Origin of the sequence: Aquabacterium sp. (assembly GCF_016234775.1) — a bacterium.
In the GTDB taxonomy this organism is placed as follows: Bacteria; Pseudomonadota; Gammaproteobacteria; order Burkholderiales; family Burkholderiaceae_C; genus Aquabacterium.
Genome location: NZ_JACRAH010000031.1, coordinates 59,841 through 79,501 on the forward strand (window position 1 = coordinate 59,841; position 19,661 = coordinate 79,501).

Below are 19,661 nucleotides of genomic sequence, written 5' to 3' on the forward strand. Positions count from 1 at the left end.
GACGATCGTCGTCAAAAATCAGTACCCCAGACAACATGCCCACCCCTGCCACCAAGGTTGACACCAAACTCGCCAATGCCTGGAAGACCAAAGCCGGCAAAGATCTGACCGAAGCCGAATTGCTCGCCATGCCCGAATCGGAGTACATGAGCGACAAGCAGCTGGACTTCTTCCGCGCCTGCCTGGAAGCGCAGAAGGAAGATCTGCTGTCCAACGCAGGCGAGACGACCGAGCACCTGCGCGAAGACACCTCCATCGTGCCCGATCCAGCTGATCGCGCGACGATCGAGGAAGAGCATGCCCTGGAGCTGCGCACCCGCGACCGCGAGCGCAAGCTGCTCAAGAAAATCTCGCAGGCGCTGGTCCGCATCGATTCCGGTGAGTACGGTTTCTGTGACGAAACGGGTGAACCCATCGGCCTGGGCCGCTTGCTGGCACGCCCCACCGCCACGCTGTCCCTCGAAGCGCAACAGCGCCGCGAGCTCAAGCAAAAGATGTTCGGCGACTGAACTTCATGAGCAAAGAATCAGGCGGTTTCCTGCGCAAAGTTGCGCGCTTCGTGGCCAATCCGACAACGGATTGGACGGAGTTGGACGCGCCCAGGGAAGACGCTGGCGAGAGCGATTACGCCAAGGGCGAGATCAAGGCCATGATCGAGCGAAAGCGGCGTAACGACTTCGTGCGCAAGCGCGAACTCGACATGCTGCGCAAGATCCGCCGTGAGGGCCTCAGCCCTGACAACGCATTGGCGCTGAGCAGTCCGTCCAATATGGACCCGGACTCCCGCCCCCAGGGTGGCGCGCGCTCGGACATCGCGGTCAAAGCCAAGATCGACGCCATCGAATTGCAGATGGTGGGCGGCGCCAGCCGCCAGCCCCCCATCCTGCAGCCGGCCGCTCTGCCTTCTGCGCCAGGTCGATTGGCAGATCCAGCCACCACGGCGCCCAACATGCTCACCGTACCGGCCACATTGTCGTACGACGACGAGCCTCCACAGATTTCCCAGACCGTACTGGATGTGGCCCGAGCCTCGGTGCCGCGCATGGCCACCAACAGGGGAGAACCGTCCACTCAAGCCAGCCTGCATGGCGAACTGGATGTGCACGTAGTCGAAGTGGTCCATGATCCGGAGCTGGACGAAGCTGTCATCGCTTTTGCCAACGCCGATTTCGACCAGTGCGAACAGAACCTGCTGGATCTGGTTCACCCTGGCGCCGCACGCCACGATCAGGCTGAAACCTGGCTGGTCTTGTTCGACCTGTACCGAGCTCTCGACCTGCAGCAGAAATTTGACCATCTGGCCGTGTCTTATGCCCAGAAATTCGGTGTTTCTGCGCCGCAGTGGTATTCGCTGCCTCAGAAAGTCGCCACCTTCCTGGCCAACAAGGGCAAGCGCAACCTGAGCGAGCCGGACGTCAGTTCGGCCGTTCATCAGGCGCCAGCCACGGAGCCTGGCAGCCTTGATGCCCCGGCGCCCCACTTGGAAGGCTGGATCGCCTCGTCATGCCTTGATCAGGAGGCAACAGCCAACCTGCGCATAGAGATATTGCAGATGCCACGCCCATGGATCATGGACTGGAGTGGCGTGCACAGCGTGTCGCCAGAAGGGGCAGGCCAGTTGGTGCAATTGATGCGCCAATGGGCACGTGAAGCTCAGGAAATGGTCTGGATCGGCGTGCCGACCTTGCTGGATGTTCTCGGCGAAGCATCGCCCACTGGGGTCAAGGACTCGGACCCCGCCTACTGGATGCTGCGCCTGGAGATCCTGCGCCTGTGCAATCGCCCCGATCAATTCGACGAAACGGCCATTGACTACTGCGTGACGTATGAGCTGTCGCCCCCATCCTGGGAACATGCCAGTTGCCGAGTGAGCGAGCAGACCGACAACATCCATCCGCACACACGCCCTCTTTCGCACGTCAGCGAAGTCACCACGAGTTTCATTGAGTCGCAACTGCATGACGAAGTGGAATTCGTCCAGGTGGCGACCCTCGACCTGTCCGGCCAGCTGGTTGGCGACATCGGCCAGACCCTGACGCAGTTGGACGACCAACTCAGCGCCAGCGTGACCCTGGAGATCGATTGTGCCCACCTGCTGCGCGTGGACTTCATCGCCGCAGGTGACCTGCTGAACTGGGTGCTCGCACGCCGAGCCGAAGATCGGCAGGTGGTGTTCAACAACCCGCATCGGCTGATTGCATTGTTCTTCGGCGCGATGGGCATCAACGAACACGCCAAGGTCAAGCTTCAAACCACTTGAGCTGGCATGTTGTGCCCCCCTTGAAAACAGGGGCACCGCCTCCACCTGACGCTACTTCGTGCGCGAGCACTTTAAACACGATCCAAGCGTCATGGATTCCTATCACGGCACCACCATCGTCAGCGTTCGCCGCCAAACCCCAAGCGGCTGGCAAGTCGCCATGGGCGGCGATGGCCAGGTCACCCTGGGCCACATCGTGGTCAAGGCTTCGGCCCGCAAGGTCCGCAAGCTCTACAAGGATCAGGTTCTCGCTGGCTTCGCTGGCGCCACGGCCGACGCCTTCACCCTGTTCGAGCGTTTTGAAGCCAAGCTGGAAAAACACCAAGGCAACCTCACGCGCGCTGCTGTCGAGCTGACGCGCGACTGGCGCACGGACCGGGTGCTGCGCAAGCTCGAAGCCATGCTGGCCGTCGCCGACAAGGACACCTCGCTGATCATCACCGGCAATGGTGATGTGCTGGAGCCTGAGCACGGCATCATCGCCATTGGGTCAGGTGGCGCCTACGCCCAGGCTGCTGCCCGCGCACTGGTTGCCAACACGGATTTGCAGGCTGCTGAGATGGTGAAGAAGTCGCTGGAGATCGCTGGCGACCTGTGCATTTACACCAATCAGAATCACACCATCGTTTCGCTGGACTGAAGCAACATGAGCATGACACCCCAAGACATCGTCAGCGAACTCGATCGCCACATTGTTGGCCAACGCGAAGCCAAACGTGCGGTGGCCATTGCCTTGCGCAATCGCTGGCGCCGCCAGCAGGTGGACGACAAGCTGCGTGGCGAGATCACACCCAAGAACATCCTGATGATCGGCCCCACTGGGGTAGGCAAGACCGAGATTGCGCGCCGCCTGGCCAAGCTCGCCGACGCCCCCTTCATCAAGGTAGAAGCGACCAAATTCACCGAAGTGGGCTATGTGGGCAAGGACGTCGACACCATCATCCGAGACTTGGTAGAGTCCGCCGTCAAGCAAGAGCGTGCGCACCAGATGCAAGCGCAGCGCCTCAAGGCCGAGGACGCTGCAGAGGAGCGCTTGCTGGACGTGCTGGTGCCACCACCGCGGTCGGAGTTTGGCATCGCCCACACGCCATCGACCGACAACACCGCCCGGCAGGTCATGCGCAAGCGCCTGCGCGAAGGCAGCATGGACGACCGGGAAATCGAGATCGAACTCTCGGACATGAAGACCCCCACCGTGGAGATCATGAGCCCGGCCGGCATGGAAGACATGGCCGAGCAGTTGCGCGGCATGTTCTCCCAGATGGGCCAAAACAAGCGCAAGGCCCGCAAGGTCACGGTGGCGGAAGCCCGCACCCAACTCATCGAAGAAGAAGCTGCCAAGCTGCTCAACGAGGAGGACATCAAGGCCAGGGCCCTGGAGCGCGCCGAACAGAACGGGATTGTGTTCATCGACGAGATCGACAAAGTGGCCAGCCGATCGGAAGGCAACGGCGCCGAGGTTTCGCGTCAGGGCGTGCAACGCGACCTGCTCCCACTGGTAGAAGGCACCACGGTCAACACCAAATACGGCATGGTCAAGACCGACCACATCCTGTTCATCGCATCTGGCGCCTTCCACCTCAGCCGGCCCAGCGATCTGATCCCCGAACTGCAGGGCCGCTTCCCGATTCGGGTTGAGCTCTCCTCGCTGTCGGTCGAAGACTTCGAAGCCATCCTCACCCAGCCCACCGCCAGCCTGATCAAACAGTATCAAGCGCTGTTGTCTGCGGAAGGCGTGCAACTGGACTTCACCCCGGAGGCCATCCGTCGCCTGGCGCAGATCGCCTTCGAGGTGAACGAGCGCACCGAAAACATCGGCGCACGACGCCTGTCAACCGTGATGGAGCGCCTGCTGGACGAACTATCCTTTGACGCACCCAATCGATCCGGTCAGACGCACACCGTGGACATGGCGGAGGTTGATCGCCGCCTGGGTGAACTGGCCCGCAACGAGGACCTGTCGCGGTTCATTTTGTAAGCTGGATCAGGCTGCAGCGCCTGAGGCTGCCGCCAGGGTCAGCAAGCCTTCGAAGATGAGGTTTTCGACGACCATGGTCGGCAGTTCATGCACGTGTGACAGGCGGGTCACCGCCCCTCCAGACATGATCAGCAGCGGCTCACGACCACACCGGACGCGCAGCCTGCGCATGCTCCGCTCGATGGCACCGGCAATCGCGTCGGTGCCACCGCTCATCAGTGCATCGCTGGTATTGGTCGGAAAGTCTCTGACTTCGCCTGTCGGCACTTTCAGGCCGGCCGTCCCGCTTTCCAGCGCCCGGTACATCAGGCCAAAGCCTGGCAGGATCAAGCCACCAAGAAAGCGCCCCGTCTCATCAACTGCATCCACCGTCACAGCCGTCCCAACCATCACGGCCAGTACCGGCGGCGGATTCTCAGGCAACTGCTGCAAGGCGCGCTGACGAGCGCCGATGATGGCAGCCCAGCGATCAGACCCCAGCCGCTGAGGATGTTCATAACCATTGATCACGCCGGCAGCCGTCGCGCTGGACGACAACCAGCGAGGCTCCAGCGCCCAGCCCTCGATCAGTTGCTCTTCAACCCGCTTCTTGATGGCTTCCCCGGCCACCACACAGCCCAGCATGCCCTGTGGCTTGTGCATCAGGTTCTTCCAGTGCAGCTCCCAGAGGTAGTCGATGTCCTCCAGGACAACCGCACCATGGGCCAACAGCTCGGCGCCTGGTGACGGATGGGCATACAGCCCCCACTTCAAACGGGTGTTACCAATATCGATGACCAGGAAAGACATGCACGAATCTCTTGAGAGAGGAACACCCGGAGGGATTGGATGGCTGGCATTGTCGCTGCAATACACAGTAAGAATCGTTGCCGCAGTGCAGCAAACGCGCCACGCCGCAGAAACAACTACTCAAGGAGGGGGGACATCTTGTTGGGAAGTTCAGATATTGTGCGATCCGAAACGCGACAGCCATCGACACCCGATCCGCTTGCGCGTCAATGGATTGACACATTCGAAGCATCGGAGAGAGCCATGAAGCCATTCGCACGCAAGCTGATCCTGTCGGCCATCCTGGCGACAGCCCTGCCTGCCTGGGCAGCCCTGGACATCAAGGGCGCCAAGTTCAACGACACCTACCAACTGGCCAATCAACCACTGCAACTCAACGGCGCAGGTGTGCGTGTCAAGGTGATTGTGGACGTCTACGCTGCCGGCCTGTATGTCGCCAGGAAAGAGCACTCAGCCAGCGCACTGCTGAACCAGTCCGGCCCCAAGAGCATGCAGATCGTGCTGCTGCGCGACCTGACCGGCGAGGATTTCGCTGATGCCATGATCAAGGGCTTCAAGAAAAACAACAGCGACCACGAGATCGCCCGGTTCCAGGCCAAGCTGGAAGAAGTCCGCAACCAGATGATGGCCTTTGGCCAAGTCAGGAAGGGCACAACCATCCGCATCGACAACACGCCAGGAAACGGCACCCGCGTGCTGGTGGATGGTGTCCAGAAGGGCCCGGAGATCAGCGGCGACGACTTTTACGGCGCCCTGCTGCGCATCTGGCTGGGTAATTCGCCGGTGGACTCCGACCTGAAAGACGCCCTGCTGGGCGCCAGGTAAGCAAACGCTACAGCATTCATGTGACGAAATTGGCAGCTCGGGGGCAAGCCCTGCTTGCCAAATTCAGACAAAGTGCCGATAAGGTGATCATGCGTAATGGGGTAACCCTTCCATGATCGACAAAGCCCTGCCCTCTCTGCGTGCCTGGACCGACGCCTTCAGCCGCGTCGAAATTCCCGTGCTGCCCGGCTCGGTGGCCGAGTTGAATCAGCTGCGCATGATCGAGGAAACCAAAGGCACGGTCGACGCGCACACCCTGGCCGACGGGCTGGCCAACGACCCCTTGATGACCTTGAAGGTGCTTGTACACGTGTCGCGCTATTGCACGCGGCTGAGCGTGGAGCCACCGGAAACACTGGTTGGCGCCATCGTGATGCAAGGCATCACGCCCTTCTTCAGGGCGTTCAAAGACACGACCACCATCCTGGAGTGGCTGCACGAACAACCTGACGCGCTCAGCGGCCTGATCAAGGTCATCACCCGGGCACGCCGGGCAGCGCACTTCGCCATGGGTTTCGCCCTGAGGCGCCAGGACGAAGACGCCACGGTGATCCAGGAGGCCGCATTGCTGCACGACTTCACTGAAATGCTGTTGTGGTGCCATGCACCGAGGCTGGCGCTGGAAATCGCCACCCGTCAAAAAGCGGATTACACCATCCGCTCGGTCGACATCCAGCGTGAGGTGCTGGGCATTGAACTGGGTGATCTGTCACAGGAGTTGATGCGCCTGTGGCAATTACCCTATCTGCTCATCAAGTGCACAGATGACCACAACGCGGCCGACCCCAAGATCCGCAATGTGATGCTGGGCGTTCGCATCGCTCGGCACACCCAGTACGGCTGGGAGGATCCCCACGCTCAAGCGGCCTTGCCAGAAGACGTGAACGAAGTGGCCAAGCTGCTGAATCTGTCTCCGGACGCGGCGTACCGCCTGGTCCAGGGCATGGACAACTAAGGCCAGCCAACCTCGGCTCACGGCCACTCAGTGGATGCTGACGGAGGAGCGCATCGCCTGCACGGCGCCTGCGCCAAATGCCGCACCGAAACGCTTGGCAAGACGCTCCGCCAGATTTTCCTTCTGGGTGTAGTCGATGATGTCTTCTGCCTTGACCACATCACGCGCGACCTGATCCAGGCTACCCAAGTGATCTGCCAGACCAAGTTCCATCGCCTGTTGACCATTCCAGAACAGACCCGAGAAGGTTTCCGGCGTTTCCTTGAGACGCTTGCCTCGCCCCTGACGCACCACCTGCATGAACTGCTGGTGAATCTGATCCAGCATGGCCTGCGCAAAACCTTCGTGTTGAGGGTTACGTTGCGAGAAGGGATCCAGCATGCCCTTGTTGGCGCCAGCCGTCATCAGGCGCCGCTCGACGCCCACCTTGTCCATGACGCCGGTGAAACCGAAACCATCCATCAACACGCCGATGGAGCCAACCATGGAGGCCTTGTCCACGAAGATCTGGTCAGCCGACACGGCAATGTAATAGGCCGCAGAGGCGCACATCTCTTCGCAGACGGCATAGACCTTCTTCTTGTGCAAGGCCTTCAAGCGGCGTACTTCGTCATTGACCAGGCCTGCCTGTACGGGACTGCCACCAGGCGAGTTGATACGCAGCACAACCGCCTGCGCCCCGACATCCTCGAACGCACTGCGCAAGGCAGCCAACAGGTTGTCTGCATTGGCCTCGGTGTCCGCACCAATCTCGCCGCGCACCTCAACCAACGCGGTGTGAGGTGTGACCGGTGACGTTGCCGAAGGCACGTTCTGGACAGTGGCCCACATGATGGTGGCCGCCACACCTATCCACACGATGCGCCAGAACCAGCGCCAACGCTGCTCGCGACGTTGCTGATCCAGATATGCCTGCGCAAACTGATTCAACAAGGTGTTCTGGGTCGCAGACAGGTTGTCCGACGAGGAAGGTTCTACAGCGCTCATGAGCAGGCTCGGTTGAAAGAGAAGAAATCAGAACAAAGGCTGAAAACGTTCCGTAGGATACCAATACACCTGCCCGGCTTCCTCGGACAGCTTAATGGCCTCCAGGCGGGCACCAGGGCAAGGCCCGCTGACACACTGGCCATTGGGAGGGTCATACAGGGCGCCATGTACGGAGCAGATGATGAAGCGCTTGTCCATGTCCCAGAACTTGCCGGGTTGCCAGTCCATCTCGGCCGGGACATGGGCGCAACGATTCAGGTAGGCCAGCGCAACCTGATCGTAGCGCACCGCAAAGGCAGGCACTGAGCGCCCCCATTCGAGCACCTCGAAGGTCACGGCATCACCGCACTCCTGCAGGGCGGCTGATTCGCACAGGTGCTGCGGCGCCAGGCTCAGCTCAGGCATGCTGGCGCAACCAATCGTGCAACTCGGTCATCGAGTGGGCCACAAACCGGGTCGGGTAGTCTGTGAAAGCCGCCGGCTCGTGCGCCCCGAAGCTGACTGCCACGCTGTGCGTGCCGGCGTTGACGGCGAGTTGCAGGTCATGCGTGGTGTCGCCAATCATCAAGGTGCGCTCGGGCTCGACCCCGAATTCCGCAATCAGCTCCTGCAACATGCGAGGGTGCGGCTTCGAGAAGGTTTCATCGGCCGTGCGGGAGCTGTCGAACAGGCCCACCAGTTCGACATGAGCCAATGCTTCGTCCAGGCCCTGACGGGTCTTGCCCGTGGCCACCGCCAGCCAATGGTTGCGCTCTTTCAAGGTGGCCAGCAAAGGCAACACCCCCTCGAACAGGCTCAGCTCGTGCTGGCGCTTGAAATAGTGGTGCCGATAACGCTGCCCCAGTTCAGGCACGCGCTCGGTCGGCAAGGTGGGCGCGACGTGCGCCAGGGCATCGTGCAGGCCCAGACCGATCACATAGGCAGCCTGCGTGCGCTCAGGCACGGGCAAGCCCAGATCCTCGCACGCGGACTGGATGCAGCGCACGATCAGCGCCGTGGAGTCGTACAGCGTGCCGTCCCAGTCGAACACGACCAGATCGTAAGCACGAGGTCGCAAACCGTTGTCGAAAGGATTCAAGAGAGCTCCTGTGTTGCGCCTGCGACTTTACTTGGACGCCGATGACACCGCCGTCAGTGCGGACAGCAGGTTGTTGCATTCCGGCGGCAGCGGCGCCTCCAGCACGATGTCTTCGCCGGTAACAGGATGCGGCAGGCGCAGGTAGCGGGCATGCAAAAACATGCGTTCGAAGCGCCCGTCGTTCAATTTGTCTCGACCGACGCCAGGCACCGACTCGGCACCCGGGCCACGCGCCAGGGCCTTGTTGAGGGCGAAATCACCGTACTTCTCGTCGCCAACGATCGGATGACCTTCGTGCGACAGGTGCACGCGGATCTGATGGGTACGCCCCGTCTTGATGGTGACATCCAGCAGACTGAAGCCCTGATAGCGCTGCAGCACCTTGACCAACGTGATCGAGCGGCGGCCTTCGTCGTCATCACCCTTGACGGCCTTGACGCGGCGCTCGCCATCGGCGGTCAGGAATTTGTGCAAGGCCACGTCGATCACTTTCTTGCGATCCGGCCAGTCGCCGATCACGAGCGCGGCGTAGGTCTTGTGGGCCTGGCGATTGCGGAAGAAGTCCTGCAAGGCGACCAGGGCGCTGCGCTTCTTGGCGATCAGCAGGATGCCCGAGGTTTCCTTGTCCAGGCGGTGCACCAGCTCCAGAAAGCGTGACTCGGGCCGCGCGCGGCGCAATTGTTCGATCACGCCAAAGCTGACGCCACTGCCGCCGTGCACGGCCACGCCCGCCGGCTTGTTGATGGCCAGCACGTGCTCGTCTTCAAACAGGACGGGAAATTCGCGGGCAGGCACGGCCGCGGCCTTGGCCTCGTCTTTTTCTGCCAGACGCAAGGGCGGTACGCGGACGTCATCACCCAGCGCCAGCTTGGTCTCGGCAGATGCCCTGCCCTTGTTCACCCGCACCTCACCACTGCGGATGATGCGGTAGACCAGGGTCTTGGGTGCCCCCTTGAGCACCTTGATCAGGAAGTTGTCCAAGCGCTGGCCAGCCCCCCCCTCATCAATGATGATGTGCTGCACCTGCGCAACAGAAGGCACTGGGGCTTTCACGGGTACGGCAGGGGCAACAGGCGACTTGGCCGGGGTCTTGCGCGCGACAGACACCCCCGTTGGGGGCTTGACCTTGCCGGACGGCTGTGTTTTCGCGGCTATTTTGGAGCGGCGGGATGCGGATTTCGCACCTATAATGGGCTGAGCCACGTTATGAAATGTTTGTTTGTTGATATGGCCTGTGCTCGTGTCGGCAACAAATAGCAAGGTCAAACCTCATTTTACCTTTTGAGCAGGTTTGGCGGAGCGCCATAGCAGGGCAAGGCGGGGAGTCCCGCCAAATTGATGGTGATGCAGCACGGTCTGCCAGCCGGAAGAAACCACCCAAGGTGTGGTTTTGCCAGCGGGAAGTCCGTGTCAGAGCCAACGTTGAAAGAACCACGATTCAAGGTTTATTGGATTCCAGCGTCGAGCGTGCCTTCCAGGCATCTGCAAGCCGCTGGGGTCTGCGTCGAGTGACTGCCCACGTGCCCCGGCCTACCACGCCCCCCAACCGCCCCGCCTGCTCGCAGGCCGCCTTTCGCTTGCCGTTTCGTGCAGTGAAAGCCGGCGCGCTGCGCCGTGCCGCGTTCGGGTTCCAGCGTGATGGTGCCCCTTCCCCCGCCTCATTGACCCGGCTGATTGCGCCTGACGCGCATGCTGCAGCCGGCGTGGGGTGGCGGCAGGCTCGTGTCCAAGTCTCGGCGCGCGCGCCCCTGCTGAAAGAACGCCTCTCGCGTCACTGACAGCCCACGGCAATTCCTTCGGTTCCACATCGTTGCTCGTGCATGAACGCTGCCCCGACCTGAAAAGGCCGAGGTGAGTGGAGGCTTTTCCGGCGCCATCCCGGAGGGGCCTCGATACGATCTGTGGAGACCACATGAAGCGCATGCTGATCAATGCCACGCAGCCGGAAGAACGGCGCCTGGCGATCGTTGACGGGCAAAAACTGCTCGACTTCGAAACCGAAATCGAAGGCCGCGAACAACGCAAAGGCAATATCTATAAAGCCGTCGTTACCCGCGTCGAACCCTCGCTGGAAGCCTGTTTCGTCGATTACGGCGAAGAACGTCATGGCTTCCTGCCATTCAAGGAAATCTCGCGCCAGTATTTCAAGGAAGGCGTGGAGGTTCGCTCCGCTCGCATCCAGGACGTGATCAAGGAAGGGCAGGAACTGCTCGTCCAGGTCGAAAAGGAAGAACGCGGCAACAAGGGCGCAGCCCTGACCACCTTCGTTTCCCTGGCTGGCCGTTATCTGGTTCTGATGCCCAACAACCCCCGTGGTGGTGGCGTGAGCCGTCGCATCGAGGGCGACGAGCGTGAAGAGCTGAAAGAAGCCATGGATCAGCTCGAATACCCCAAGGGTATGAGCCTGATCGCCCGCACAGCCGGTATCGGCCGCACCGCAGCCGAGCTGCAGTGGGACCTGAACTACATGCTCAAGCTGTGGACGGCCATTGACGAAGCCTCCGGCGCCGGCAAGGGCGCGTATCTGATTTATCAGGAGTCCTCCCTGGTGATTCGCGCCATCCGCGATTACTTCACCTCGGACATTGGCGAAATCCTGATCGACACCGACGACATCTACGAGCAGGCCAAGCAGTTCATGCTGCACGTCATGCCGGATCAGTCGAACCGCGTGAAGCGTTACCGCGATGACGCCGCCCTGTTCTCGCGCTTCCAGATCGAGCACCAGATCGAAACGGCCTTCAGCCGCACGGTGAACCTGCCTTCCGGTGGCGCCATCGTGATCGACCACACCGAAGCCCTGGTGGCCGTGGACGTGAACTCGGCGCGCGCCACCCGTGGCAGCGACATCGAGGAAACCGCCTTCCGCACCAACCTGGAAGCGGCTGACGAAATCGCCCGCCAGATGCGCCTGCGCGACCTGGGTGGCCTGATCGTCATGGACTTCATCGACATGGAGGAGTCCAAGAACCGCCGCGAGGTCGAACAGCGCCTGCGTGATGCGCTGCGCTTTGACCGCGCCCGCGTGCAGTTCAGCTCGATCTCCAAGTTCGGCCTGCTGGAAATGTCGCGTCAGCGTCTGCGCCCGGCGCTGAGCGAAGGTTCGCACATCACCTGCCCGCGCTGTAACGGCACCGGCCACATCCGCGACACCGAATCCTCGGCGCTGCAGATCCTGCGCATCATCCAGGAAGAGTCCATGAAGGACAACACGGCCGCCGTGCACGTTCAAGTGCCGGTGGAAGTGACCTCCTTCCTGCTCAACGAGAAACGCACCGAGATCACCAAGATCGAACTCAAGCAGCGCGTGACCGTGCTGCTGGTGCCCAACAAGCACCTGGACACGCCCAACTACAAGCTGGAGCGCCTGCGCCATGACGATCCTCGCCTGGAAAACATCCAGGCCAGCTACTCGATGATCGAGGAGCCGGACGAGGAAGTCGGCATCACCCGCCGCGAAAAGGCCAAGCCCAAGCAAGAGCCCGTGATCAAGGGTGTGCTGCCTGACCAACCAGCGCCAGTGGCGATCACCAAGCCTGATCACGATCACCCTGCCGTGGCCACCGCCATGGTGCCGGTGCACGTGCCAGCGCCCACCCCTGCCCCTGCACCCGCCTCGTCTGGCGGCTTCTTTGGCTGGATCAAGCGCCTGTTTGGTGCTGGCGAAACGCCTGCACCTGTCGCGACACCAGCACCGGTGGAAACACCTGCCGCCCCGGCCGGCAAGGACGAGACCAAGGAAGGCGGCAAGGGCCAAGGCCGCGGTCGTCGTGACGGTCAGCGCCGAGGCGAACGCGGTGGAGAGCGAGGCGCAGACCGCAATGGCGAGCGTCGTGAACGCGGCGAGCGTGGCGACAAGGCCGAGCGTGGCGAAGCCCGCGAGGGCCGTGAAGGCCGTGGCCGCCGCCAGGGCCGTGAAGAACGCGCCCCGAACGCCGAGGGCACCGACATCGCCCGCACGGAAGAAAGCGGCAACAACCGTGGCGAAGGTCGCCGTGGCCGTGGCGGCCGTGGTGGCGAACGCAACGGCGAGCGTCCGGTGATCAACCGTGAGGCCATTGCCGCCGAAGCCGCAGCAATTGGCCAGGCCAGCGCAGCCGCATCCGAGCAACAAGGTCTGGTTGAAGTGCCTGGCGGTCAGCCCGCAGCCGAAGGCGAACAACGCGAAGGTGGCCGCCGCCGTCGTCGTGGTGGTCGTGGCCGTGGTGAACGCGAAGAAGGCCAGACGCAACTGGAAGGCGCCGATCAAACTGACGCCGCCAACGAAGGTGCTGAAGGCAACGCCGCTACCGAGGGTGGCGAGGCAGGTGCCGAAGGTGAAGGCCAGGAAGGCGGCCGTCGCCGTCGCAACCGAGGTGACCGGGGCCGTCGCGATCGCCGCGAAGGTGGTGAAGGCGTTGAAGGTAGCGATAACAACGATGCCCAGGCATCTGCGTTTGCCGACACCCAGCCGCAAGCCGAATCGGTCATGTCGACTGCTTTGCCCCTCACGGCCTTGGCTGACGATAACGCGACTGCCAGTCAGCCTGCAGCCGCGTACGAAGCCGCCGCACCAGCAACGGTTGAGCCCGCAACTGCACAAGCTGCACCAGCTCAAGCGCCTGCCGCCGTGGCAGCACCAGCACCAGCCCCCTTCATCCTGCAGATCAGTGATCTGCAAGCCATTGCCCAGTCCGCTGGCCTGGAATGGGTGAATTCGGATGCGGACAAGATCCGCGCCGTACAGGAAGCCATTGCGGCCGAACCCAAGCCTGTACACGTACCACGTGAGCGCAAGCCTGCCGTGGTGCTGGACGAAGGCCCGCTGATTCTGGTCGAGACCCGCAAGGACCTCAGCCAGATCACCCTGCCGTTTGAAAATGCCGCCTAAAGGCGCTTTTCACCAACGCATCAAACCCGGCCTCGTGCCGGGTTTTTTCATGCCCGAACAACCTCGAAGTTGAAGGCATGTCTAACAAGAAATAACACGAGGGTTTCACCTATACGCCAAGGTGTTGACGCATACGTCAAGCATGCCATCTAATGGCTGGATCAAAGTTGGAGACCGGCATGCCCCCTATTTCAGCCGCCGAATCGGCGCGCCCCTGGCCTTCACCCTCATCACACAACAGAGAGCAAGCCAGCCAGGCCACCGTGTTCGCAGAGTTCATTGCCCCCCCCCTCAAACTGTTCGAAACCGCGTCTCGCCTGGCCGGGAAACCTGCCTACTGGGTTCGCGGTGAACGCGAATGGCAGGCCTGCAGCTGGCAGGACTACGCGGTACAAATCCGTCAGGCTGCACGGGCCCTGCTCGCACTGGGCGTCGAACACGGTGACGCCGTCGCCATCCTGAGTTTCAACAGGCCCGAATGGTCCATTGCGGCTTACGCCGCCATGAGCATTGGCGCGATCCCCGTTGGCATCTACTGGACCAGTTCGACTGCCGACATCGAATACATCCTGAACCACTGCAAGGCCCCCGTGCTGGTGCTGGAGGATGAGGACCGATTCGAATGCGTGGCCGCCTGCGCCGAGCGTCTCAATCACCTGCGCCACGTCGTTCAGATCAAAGGCAGCCCCAAGAGCCTCGGCCATCGCCAGACCATGGCCTGGCAGGACTTCATGGTGCAAGGACTGGGCAGCCAGGAGGCCGAGTACGAACGCCTCATCAACAAACGCCTGGCGGCCATCCAGCCGGAGGACACGGCTTCGCTGATCTACACATCCGGCACAACAGGGCCCTCGAAGGCAGTCATGCTCAGCCATGGCAACCTCTGGTGGACGGCCAACACCATGGGTCAGTTGTTCCACGTTGATGAGAACGACCGCATGATTTCCTACCTGCCACTGGCGCACATTGCCGAGCAGATGGCCACCATGCACAACCAGGTCTACGGCGGCTTTGCGGTCTACTTTGCCCAGAGCATCGACAAACTGGGCGAGCACCTCAAGGAGGTCAAACCCACGATCTTCTTTGGCGTGCCCCGCGTATGGGAAAAGATGCAGGTGGCGATCGAGGCCAAACTGGCACAGGCGACAGGCTTCAAGGCGCAACTGGCCAAATGGGCCTTGAAGGTTGGCCAGCGCTGGAACATGCAGGATATGGACGGGATGCGCCCCAACCCCTGGTTGACGCTGCAGAAGAACCTGGCCAACAAGCTGATCTACCAGAAGGTCCAGGAGGCCTTGGGATTCGATCAGGCGCGCCTGCTGGTGACAGCAGCAGCCCCTATCTCACCGGAGAGCCTGCGCTTCTTCACGGGACTGAACATCCATGTTCGGGAAGGCTATGGGCAATCCGAAGCCTGCGGGCCTTCCACCTTGAGCCTGCCGGGCCACACCAAGATCGGTTCGGTTGGGAAGGTCCTGCCTGGCACCGAGATACGCGCCGCCGATGATGGGGAATTGCTCATCCGCGGGCCGCACATCTTCCACGGCTACATGGGCCAGCCTGCCGCCACCGCGCAGACCATCGTGGACGACTGGTTGCTGACTGGCGACCTCGGCCATGTGGATGAAGAAGGCTATGTCTACATTACAGGGCGCAAGAAGGACCTGATCATCACCTCAGGCGGCAAGAACATCTCGCCAGCCAACATCGAGGCCTCCTTGATGGACAGCCACTTGATCGAGTATGCGGTGGTGTGTGGCGATGGCCGCAACTACCTCACGGCCTTGTTGACATTGGAAGCCCAGAGTCTGGCTGACTTTGCCAAAGCGAATGGCCTTGAGATGGCGCCCGATCTTCACAAGCACCCCAAGGTGCTGGCTGCCTTGCAAAAGGCGGTTGACCACACCAACGAACTGCAGGCCCGCGTCGCGCAGATCCGCAAGTTTGCTGTGCTGACAGAGCCCTTCACCATCGAGGGCGGCGAATTGACGCCCACCCTCAAGGTCAAGCGCAAGGTGGTGCTGGAGCGTCAACAGGCCCTGATCAACGCGTTGTACGCTAACTGAGCCAAGGCCGGCTGATCATGCGCGCTGCCGCTCAGCGCGGCAGCTTCGACAAGGCCTGCTGATACTGAGGTGAGTGCATCAACTCGTCCCAGGTCAGTGGCGCCGTCTGGGGCAACAGGTCCAGGCGGCGCGCTTCGCTGTCGGCGCTGGCTACCCAGTCGCCATAAGCGAGGGCCTCGGTCAGGCCATCCAGCAACTCGTCAACGGCTTTGCCGCCGTTGAGGGACTGGTTGCACAGCAGGACCATGTCACAGCCCGCATTCAGCGCGGCAATGGCGCCCTGCGTGTGGTTGCCCGCCACGCTCGCACCTTCCATGCTCAGGTCATCGCTGAAGATGGCACCGGTGAAGCCCATCTGGCCGCGCAGGATGTCTTGCAGCCACTTGCGCGAGAAGCCCGCAGGCGCCGCATCCACCTTTGGATAAATCACGTGGGCCGGCATCACGCTGGTCAACGAGGTGCTCATCCATTCGTAAGGCTTGGCGTCATCGGCCAGGATGGCCTTGAGGCTGCGCTTGTCCACGGGCACGTCCACATGGGAGTCGGCCTTGACAAAACCATGCCCCGGAAAGTGCTTGCCGCAGTTGGCCATGCCGGCCAGCAGCAAGCCATGCATCACGCTCTTGGCCAGGATGGACACCACGCGCGGGTCTTTGTGGAAAGCTCGATCGCCGATGACGCCGCTTTCGCCCCAATCCAGGTCCAGCACGGGCGTGAAGGTCAGGTCCACGCAACAAGCGCGCAACTCGCTGGCCAGCACATAGCCACAGGCGGTGGCAGCGTCGGTGGCCGCCAGTGCACCTGCGCCCTGCCCCCCCTTGCCATCGTTCATCCACATCTCACCCAGGCTGCGCATGGCAGGCACCTGGGTGAAGCCATCGGTGCGAAAACGCTGCACGCGGCCGCCTTCGTGGTCCACACAGATCAGGACGTCGGGGCGGATGGACTTGATCTCCGCACACAAGGTCGTCAGTTGCGCGCGGTTGGACCAGTTGCGCGAAAACAGGATCAGGCCGCCTGTCAACGGGTGCGCGATGCGGCGGCGATCATCGTCATTGAGGCTCAGGCCTTCGATGTCGATCACCACGGGCGAATGGGCGATGGTCTCGACCGTCAGTTCCTGACCGGCTGCCTGGCTGCTCTTGCTTTTCTTGCTCATGTTGTAGCTTGTGTAAAAGGGTGATTCAGACTGCGGCCGCCTGGCGACGGGCGATGATGGACTCGGCCTTGAAATCGGCGATGGCTTCGCGCAGGCCCACGAACAGGGCATGGCCCATCAGCGCATGGCCAATGTGCAGTTCGCTGACATCCGGCAGCGCCGCAACCAGCGCCGTGCTGCTGACCTGTCCAGGCTTGATCTTGTCATCGCCGATCGGCAGGTTCTGCGTGAGCGCCAGGCCATGGCCAGCATGTGTGCGCAGACCCAGGCTGCGGCCCAGCTTCAGGCCGGCCTTCAGGCGGTCCAGCTCATGTGCCAGCAAGGCTGCATCGCCGTCCCACCAGGCATTGGCCAGGGCCCCGGTGTGCAACTCGATGCAAGGCGCGCCCACTTCGGCCGCCGCCTCGATCTGTGCAGGGTCAGCACCGATGAACAGCGACACGCGGCAACCGGCCTTGGCCAGACGGGCGCAGGCCTCCTGCATGCGGCTGCGTTGGCCGAGCACATCCAGCCCGCCTTCGGTCGTGATCTCCTGGCGGCGCTCGGGCACCAGGCACACATGCTCGGGCGCCGTGCGCTCGATGATGTCGAGCATCTCGTCGGTCACCGCGGCTTCGAAGTTCAGCGGCACCGACAGGTTCGACTTCAGGCGCACCACGTCCTCGTCACGGATGTGACGGCGGTCTTCGCGCAGGTGAAAGGTGATGATGTCCGCACCGGCCTCGACCGCCAGCAGGGCCGCCGCCACAGGATCGGGGAAACGCCCGCCACGCGCATTGCGCACCGTGGCGATGTGGTCGATGTTGACGCCCAGCAAAGGCGCGTCCACGGCGGTCAGTTGAGAGCCAGAATAGGTCATGGTTGTTGTAGCTCCATCATGAGCTGGCGCGTGCGCAGCGTCTGGGAACCGAGATGATAGTGAATCAAGGTGCGCAACAGGGCTTTGAGTTCACTCAAAGCTGGCATGCAGGCCGCCATGAGCGTGGGAATGGTGGTGTTGAGCGACAGGGCCTGTTCAATGTCCATCAACACCTGGCCGTCCAGCACGACCGGGCCCGCGCTGGGCTCGCCCACCCACTGCGCCTCGCGCACGCCCAGTTCGGAATGCAATTCGTAGGCACGGCCAGCGATGACAGGCCGCGCACCCACGGTTTCGACCGACATCTGCGGCAAATGCCCCAACTGGCGCAACAAGGTCAGCTCGAAAGCCCTCAATGCGGCTTGCAGCAGGCTGGGGTCACCCATGGCCTGCAAGGTTTGCGCGTAGGCATCAAACAAGGCCGGGTGCGGGTCGTGCCGCACCATCAGGCGCAGCAGCAGTTCATTGAGGTAGAAGCCAGGCAGCAGTGCAGCGCCACCCGGCCAGGCCGATCCACCCGCCCACTCAGCCTGACGCAGCAGCCACACTTCGGCATCTTCCGAGCGTTTGACACCAAAGCCCAGCGTCAGACGCTGAAACGGCATCAGCACAGGGCGTAGTTGCGAATATGGCCGTTTGGCGCCCTTGGCCACGGCCACCACACGGCCGTGGTCCCGCGTGAACAGGTCCAGAATCAGGCTGGATTCGCTCCAGTCATGGCTGTGCAGCACATAGGCCGCCGAACCGGGACGTTGAGCCGCGCGCGCCACTGAACCTTACTCGTAGCCGTAGGTGCGCAGACGGGCCTCGTCATCGGCCCAGCCCGAACGCACCTTGACCCAAATCTCCAGAAACACCTTGGTGCCCATCAGTCGCTCCAGCTCGGTGCGCGCTTCCGTACCGATGCGCTTGAGGCGCTCGCCCTTGTCGCCAATGATCATGCCCTTGTGCTGCTCGCGCTCGGCAATGATGGTGGCAGCGATCTTCACCAGTCCCGTGGACTTGGACTTGCCGGGCACCGGTGGCTCCTCGGTGTACTGATCAATCACCACCGTCGAGGTGTAGGGCAACTCGTCACCCGTAAGGCGGAACAGCTTTTCACGGATGATTTCGCTGGCCATGAAGCGGTCCGTGCGATCGGTGAGCGCCTCCTGGTCATACCACCAGCCTTGCTCGGGCAGATAGGGCCGCACGATGCCCAGCAGGCGCTTGGTATCGGCCTCCTTCTGGGCAGACAGCGGCACGAATTCCGTGAAGGTGTGGTGCTCCTGCAGGCCTTGCAGCCAGGGGAACAGGTCCTCGCGGCGGTGCACCAGATCCAGCTTGTTGGCCACCAGCAGCACAGGCTTTTCCTTGGGCAGCAAGGCCGCCACCTTGGCGTCATCCGGGCCGAACTTGCCGGCCTCAACCAGGAACATGACCACATCCACATCGGACAAGGTCGCCTGCACGGTCTTGTTCAGGTTGCGGTTGAGCGCAGCCGTGCCACGCACGGTATGGCGCGTCTGAAAGCCAGGTGTATCGACAAACACGAACTGCGTATCGCCTTCTGTGCAAATGCCGGTGATGCGATGGCGCGTGGTCTGCGCCTTGCGTGAGGTGATCGACACCTTCTGCCCCACCAGCGCATTGAGCAAGGTGGACTTGCCCACGTTGGGCCGACCAATGATGGCGATCAGGCCACAACGCTGCTTCTCGGGTGGAACCGCTTGCTCGCCGCCATTGGTCTTGGCCATCGACAGCTTGGACAACATCGCGTCCAGATCCGGATTGGCGCTGTCAACCGCCTTGGCCTTGGGCTTCGGTGCTGCCTTGGGCTTCGGGCTCGACTTGGG

Annotated in this window: 17 protein-coding genes; 8 read left to right on the forward strand and 9 right to left on the reverse strand. The window is 62.1% G+C overall.

From position 1 onward, the window contains the following. Positions 1 to 35 precede the first annotated feature (35 nt). The 4 genes from dksA (at position 36) to hslU (ending at position 4,238) form a co-directional block, all read left to right on the forward strand. The gene (gene dksA, locus HY836_RS08955) at positions 36 to 509 is read left to right on the forward strand and encodes an RNA polymerase-binding protein DksA (RefSeq protein ID WP_367114657.1); all 474 of its coding nucleotides are present in this window, start codon (positions 36 to 38) and stop codon (positions 507 to 509) included. A 5-nt stretch (positions 510 to 514) separates the two neighbouring features. Then, positions 515 to 2,260 (forward strand): STAS domain-containing protein, encoded by a 1,746-nt coding sequence (locus HY836_RS08960; RefSeq protein ID WP_290675595.1) that lies wholly within the window; start codon positions 515 to 517, stop codon positions 2,258 to 2,260. 91 nt (positions 2,261 to 2,351) lie between these two features. Beyond that, positions 2,352 to 2,900: an ATP-dependent protease subunit HslV gene (gene hslV / locus HY836_RS08965; RefSeq protein WP_290675597.1), complete on the forward strand. Its 549-nt coding sequence runs from the start codon at positions 2,352 to 2,354 to the stop codon at positions 2,898 to 2,900. 6 nt (positions 2,901 to 2,906) lie between these two features. Beyond that, positions 2,907 to 4,238 carry an ATP-dependent protease ATPase subunit HslU gene (gene hslU / locus HY836_RS08970; RefSeq protein ID WP_290675599.1) on the forward strand — a complete coding sequence of 444 codons (1,332 nt, stop codon included), beginning with the start codon at positions 2,907 to 2,909 and terminating at the stop codon, positions 4,236 to 4,238. A gap of 6 nt (positions 4,239 to 4,244) precedes the next feature. On the opposite strand, the gene HY836_RS08975 is transcribed toward hslU, so the two are convergent. Continuing rightward, a complete protein-coding gene (locus HY836_RS08975) occupies positions 4,245 to 5,027 on the reverse strand; it encodes a type III pantothenate kinase (RefSeq protein ID WP_290675601.1) in 783 nt (260 codons plus the stop codon). A 243-nt stretch (positions 5,028 to 5,270) separates the two neighbouring features. On the opposite strand from HY836_RS08975, the gene HY836_RS08980 reads away from it, so the two are divergent. After that, complete coding sequence (locus HY836_RS08980; RefSeq protein ID WP_290675603.1) at positions 5,271 to 5,852, forward strand: chalcone isomerase family protein; 582 nt, start codon at positions 5,271 to 5,273, stop codon at positions 5,850 to 5,852. A gap of 112 nt (positions 5,853 to 5,964) precedes the next feature. Next, positions 5,965 to 6,807 (forward strand): HDOD domain-containing protein, encoded by an 843-nt coding sequence (locus tag HY836_RS08985; protein ID WP_290675605.1) that lies wholly within the window; start codon positions 5,965 to 5,967, stop codon positions 6,805 to 6,807. A gap of 27 nt (positions 6,808 to 6,834) precedes the next feature. On the opposite strand, the gene HY836_RS08990 is transcribed toward HY836_RS08985, so the two are convergent. Genes HY836_RS08990 through HY836_RS09005 form a run of 4 tightly spaced genes read right to left on the reverse strand, consistent with a single transcriptional unit; the run spans position 6,835 to position 9,925 of the window. Further along, a complete protein-coding gene (locus HY836_RS08990; RefSeq protein ID WP_290675607.1) occupies positions 6,835 to 7,794 on the reverse strand; it encodes a S49 family peptidase in 960 nt (319 codons plus the stop codon). Positions 7,795 to 7,821: 27 nt separating this feature from the next. After that, positions 7,822 to 8,199, reverse strand: coding sequence for a Rieske 2Fe-2S domain-containing protein (locus HY836_RS08995; RefSeq protein ID WP_290675609.1), 378 nt, complete (start codon positions 8,197 to 8,199; stop codon positions 7,822 to 7,824). Beyond that, on the reverse strand, positions 8,192 to 8,872 hold the full coding sequence (locus HY836_RS09000; RefSeq protein WP_290675611.1) for an HAD family hydrolase: 681 nt from the start codon (positions 8,870 to 8,872) through the stop codon (positions 8,192 to 8,194). Before HY836_RS09000 ends, HY836_RS08995 begins: the two co-directional genes overlap by 8 nt. A gap of 27 nt (positions 8,873 to 8,899) precedes the next feature. Next, a complete protein-coding gene (locus tag HY836_RS09005) occupies positions 8,900 to 9,925 on the reverse strand; it encodes an RluA family pseudouridine synthase (RefSeq protein ID WP_290675613.1) in 1,026 nt (341 codons plus the stop codon). 859 nt (positions 9,926 to 10,784) lie between these two features. On the opposite strand from HY836_RS09005, the gene HY836_RS09010 reads away from it, so the two are divergent. After that, a complete protein-coding gene (locus HY836_RS09010) occupies positions 10,785 to 13,742 on the forward strand; it encodes an Rne/Rng family ribonuclease (protein ID WP_290675615.1) in 2,958 nt (985 codons plus the stop codon). A 179-nt stretch (positions 13,743 to 13,921) separates the two neighbouring features. Next, a complete protein-coding gene (locus HY836_RS09015; RefSeq protein WP_290675617.1) occupies positions 13,922 to 15,808 on the forward strand; it encodes a long-chain fatty acid--CoA ligase in 1,887 nt (628 codons plus the stop codon). A 31-nt stretch (positions 15,809 to 15,839) separates the two neighbouring features. On the opposite strand, the gene nagZ is transcribed toward HY836_RS09015, so the two are convergent. From nagZ to era, 4 genes are read right to left on the reverse strand one after another with little or no spacing between them, the layout of a single operon-like run. After that, positions 15,840 to 16,967, reverse strand: a complete 1,128-nt coding sequence (gene nagZ / locus HY836_RS09020) for a beta-N-acetylhexosaminidase (protein WP_290675619.1) — start codon at positions 16,965 to 16,967, stop codon at positions 15,840 to 15,842. A gap of 25 nt (positions 16,968 to 16,992) precedes the next feature. Then, the gene (locus HY836_RS09025) at positions 16,993 to 17,826 is read right to left on the reverse strand and encodes a pyridoxine 5'-phosphate synthase (RefSeq protein ID WP_290675622.1); all 834 of its coding nucleotides are present in this window, start codon (positions 17,824 to 17,826) and stop codon (positions 16,993 to 16,995) included. Next, positions 17,823 to 18,596 (reverse strand): DNA repair protein RecO, encoded by a 774-nt coding sequence (gene recO, locus HY836_RS09030; protein WP_290675624.1) that lies wholly within the window; start codon positions 18,594 to 18,596, stop codon positions 17,823 to 17,825. Before recO ends, HY836_RS09025 begins: the two co-directional genes overlap by 4 nt. Positions 18,597 to 18,602: 6 nt before the next feature. Continuing rightward, positions 18,603 to 19,562, reverse strand: coding sequence for a GTPase Era (gene era / locus HY836_RS09035; protein WP_290675771.1), 960 nt, complete (start codon positions 19,560 to 19,562; stop codon positions 18,603 to 18,605). Positions 19,563 to 19,661: the final 99 nt, after the last annotated feature.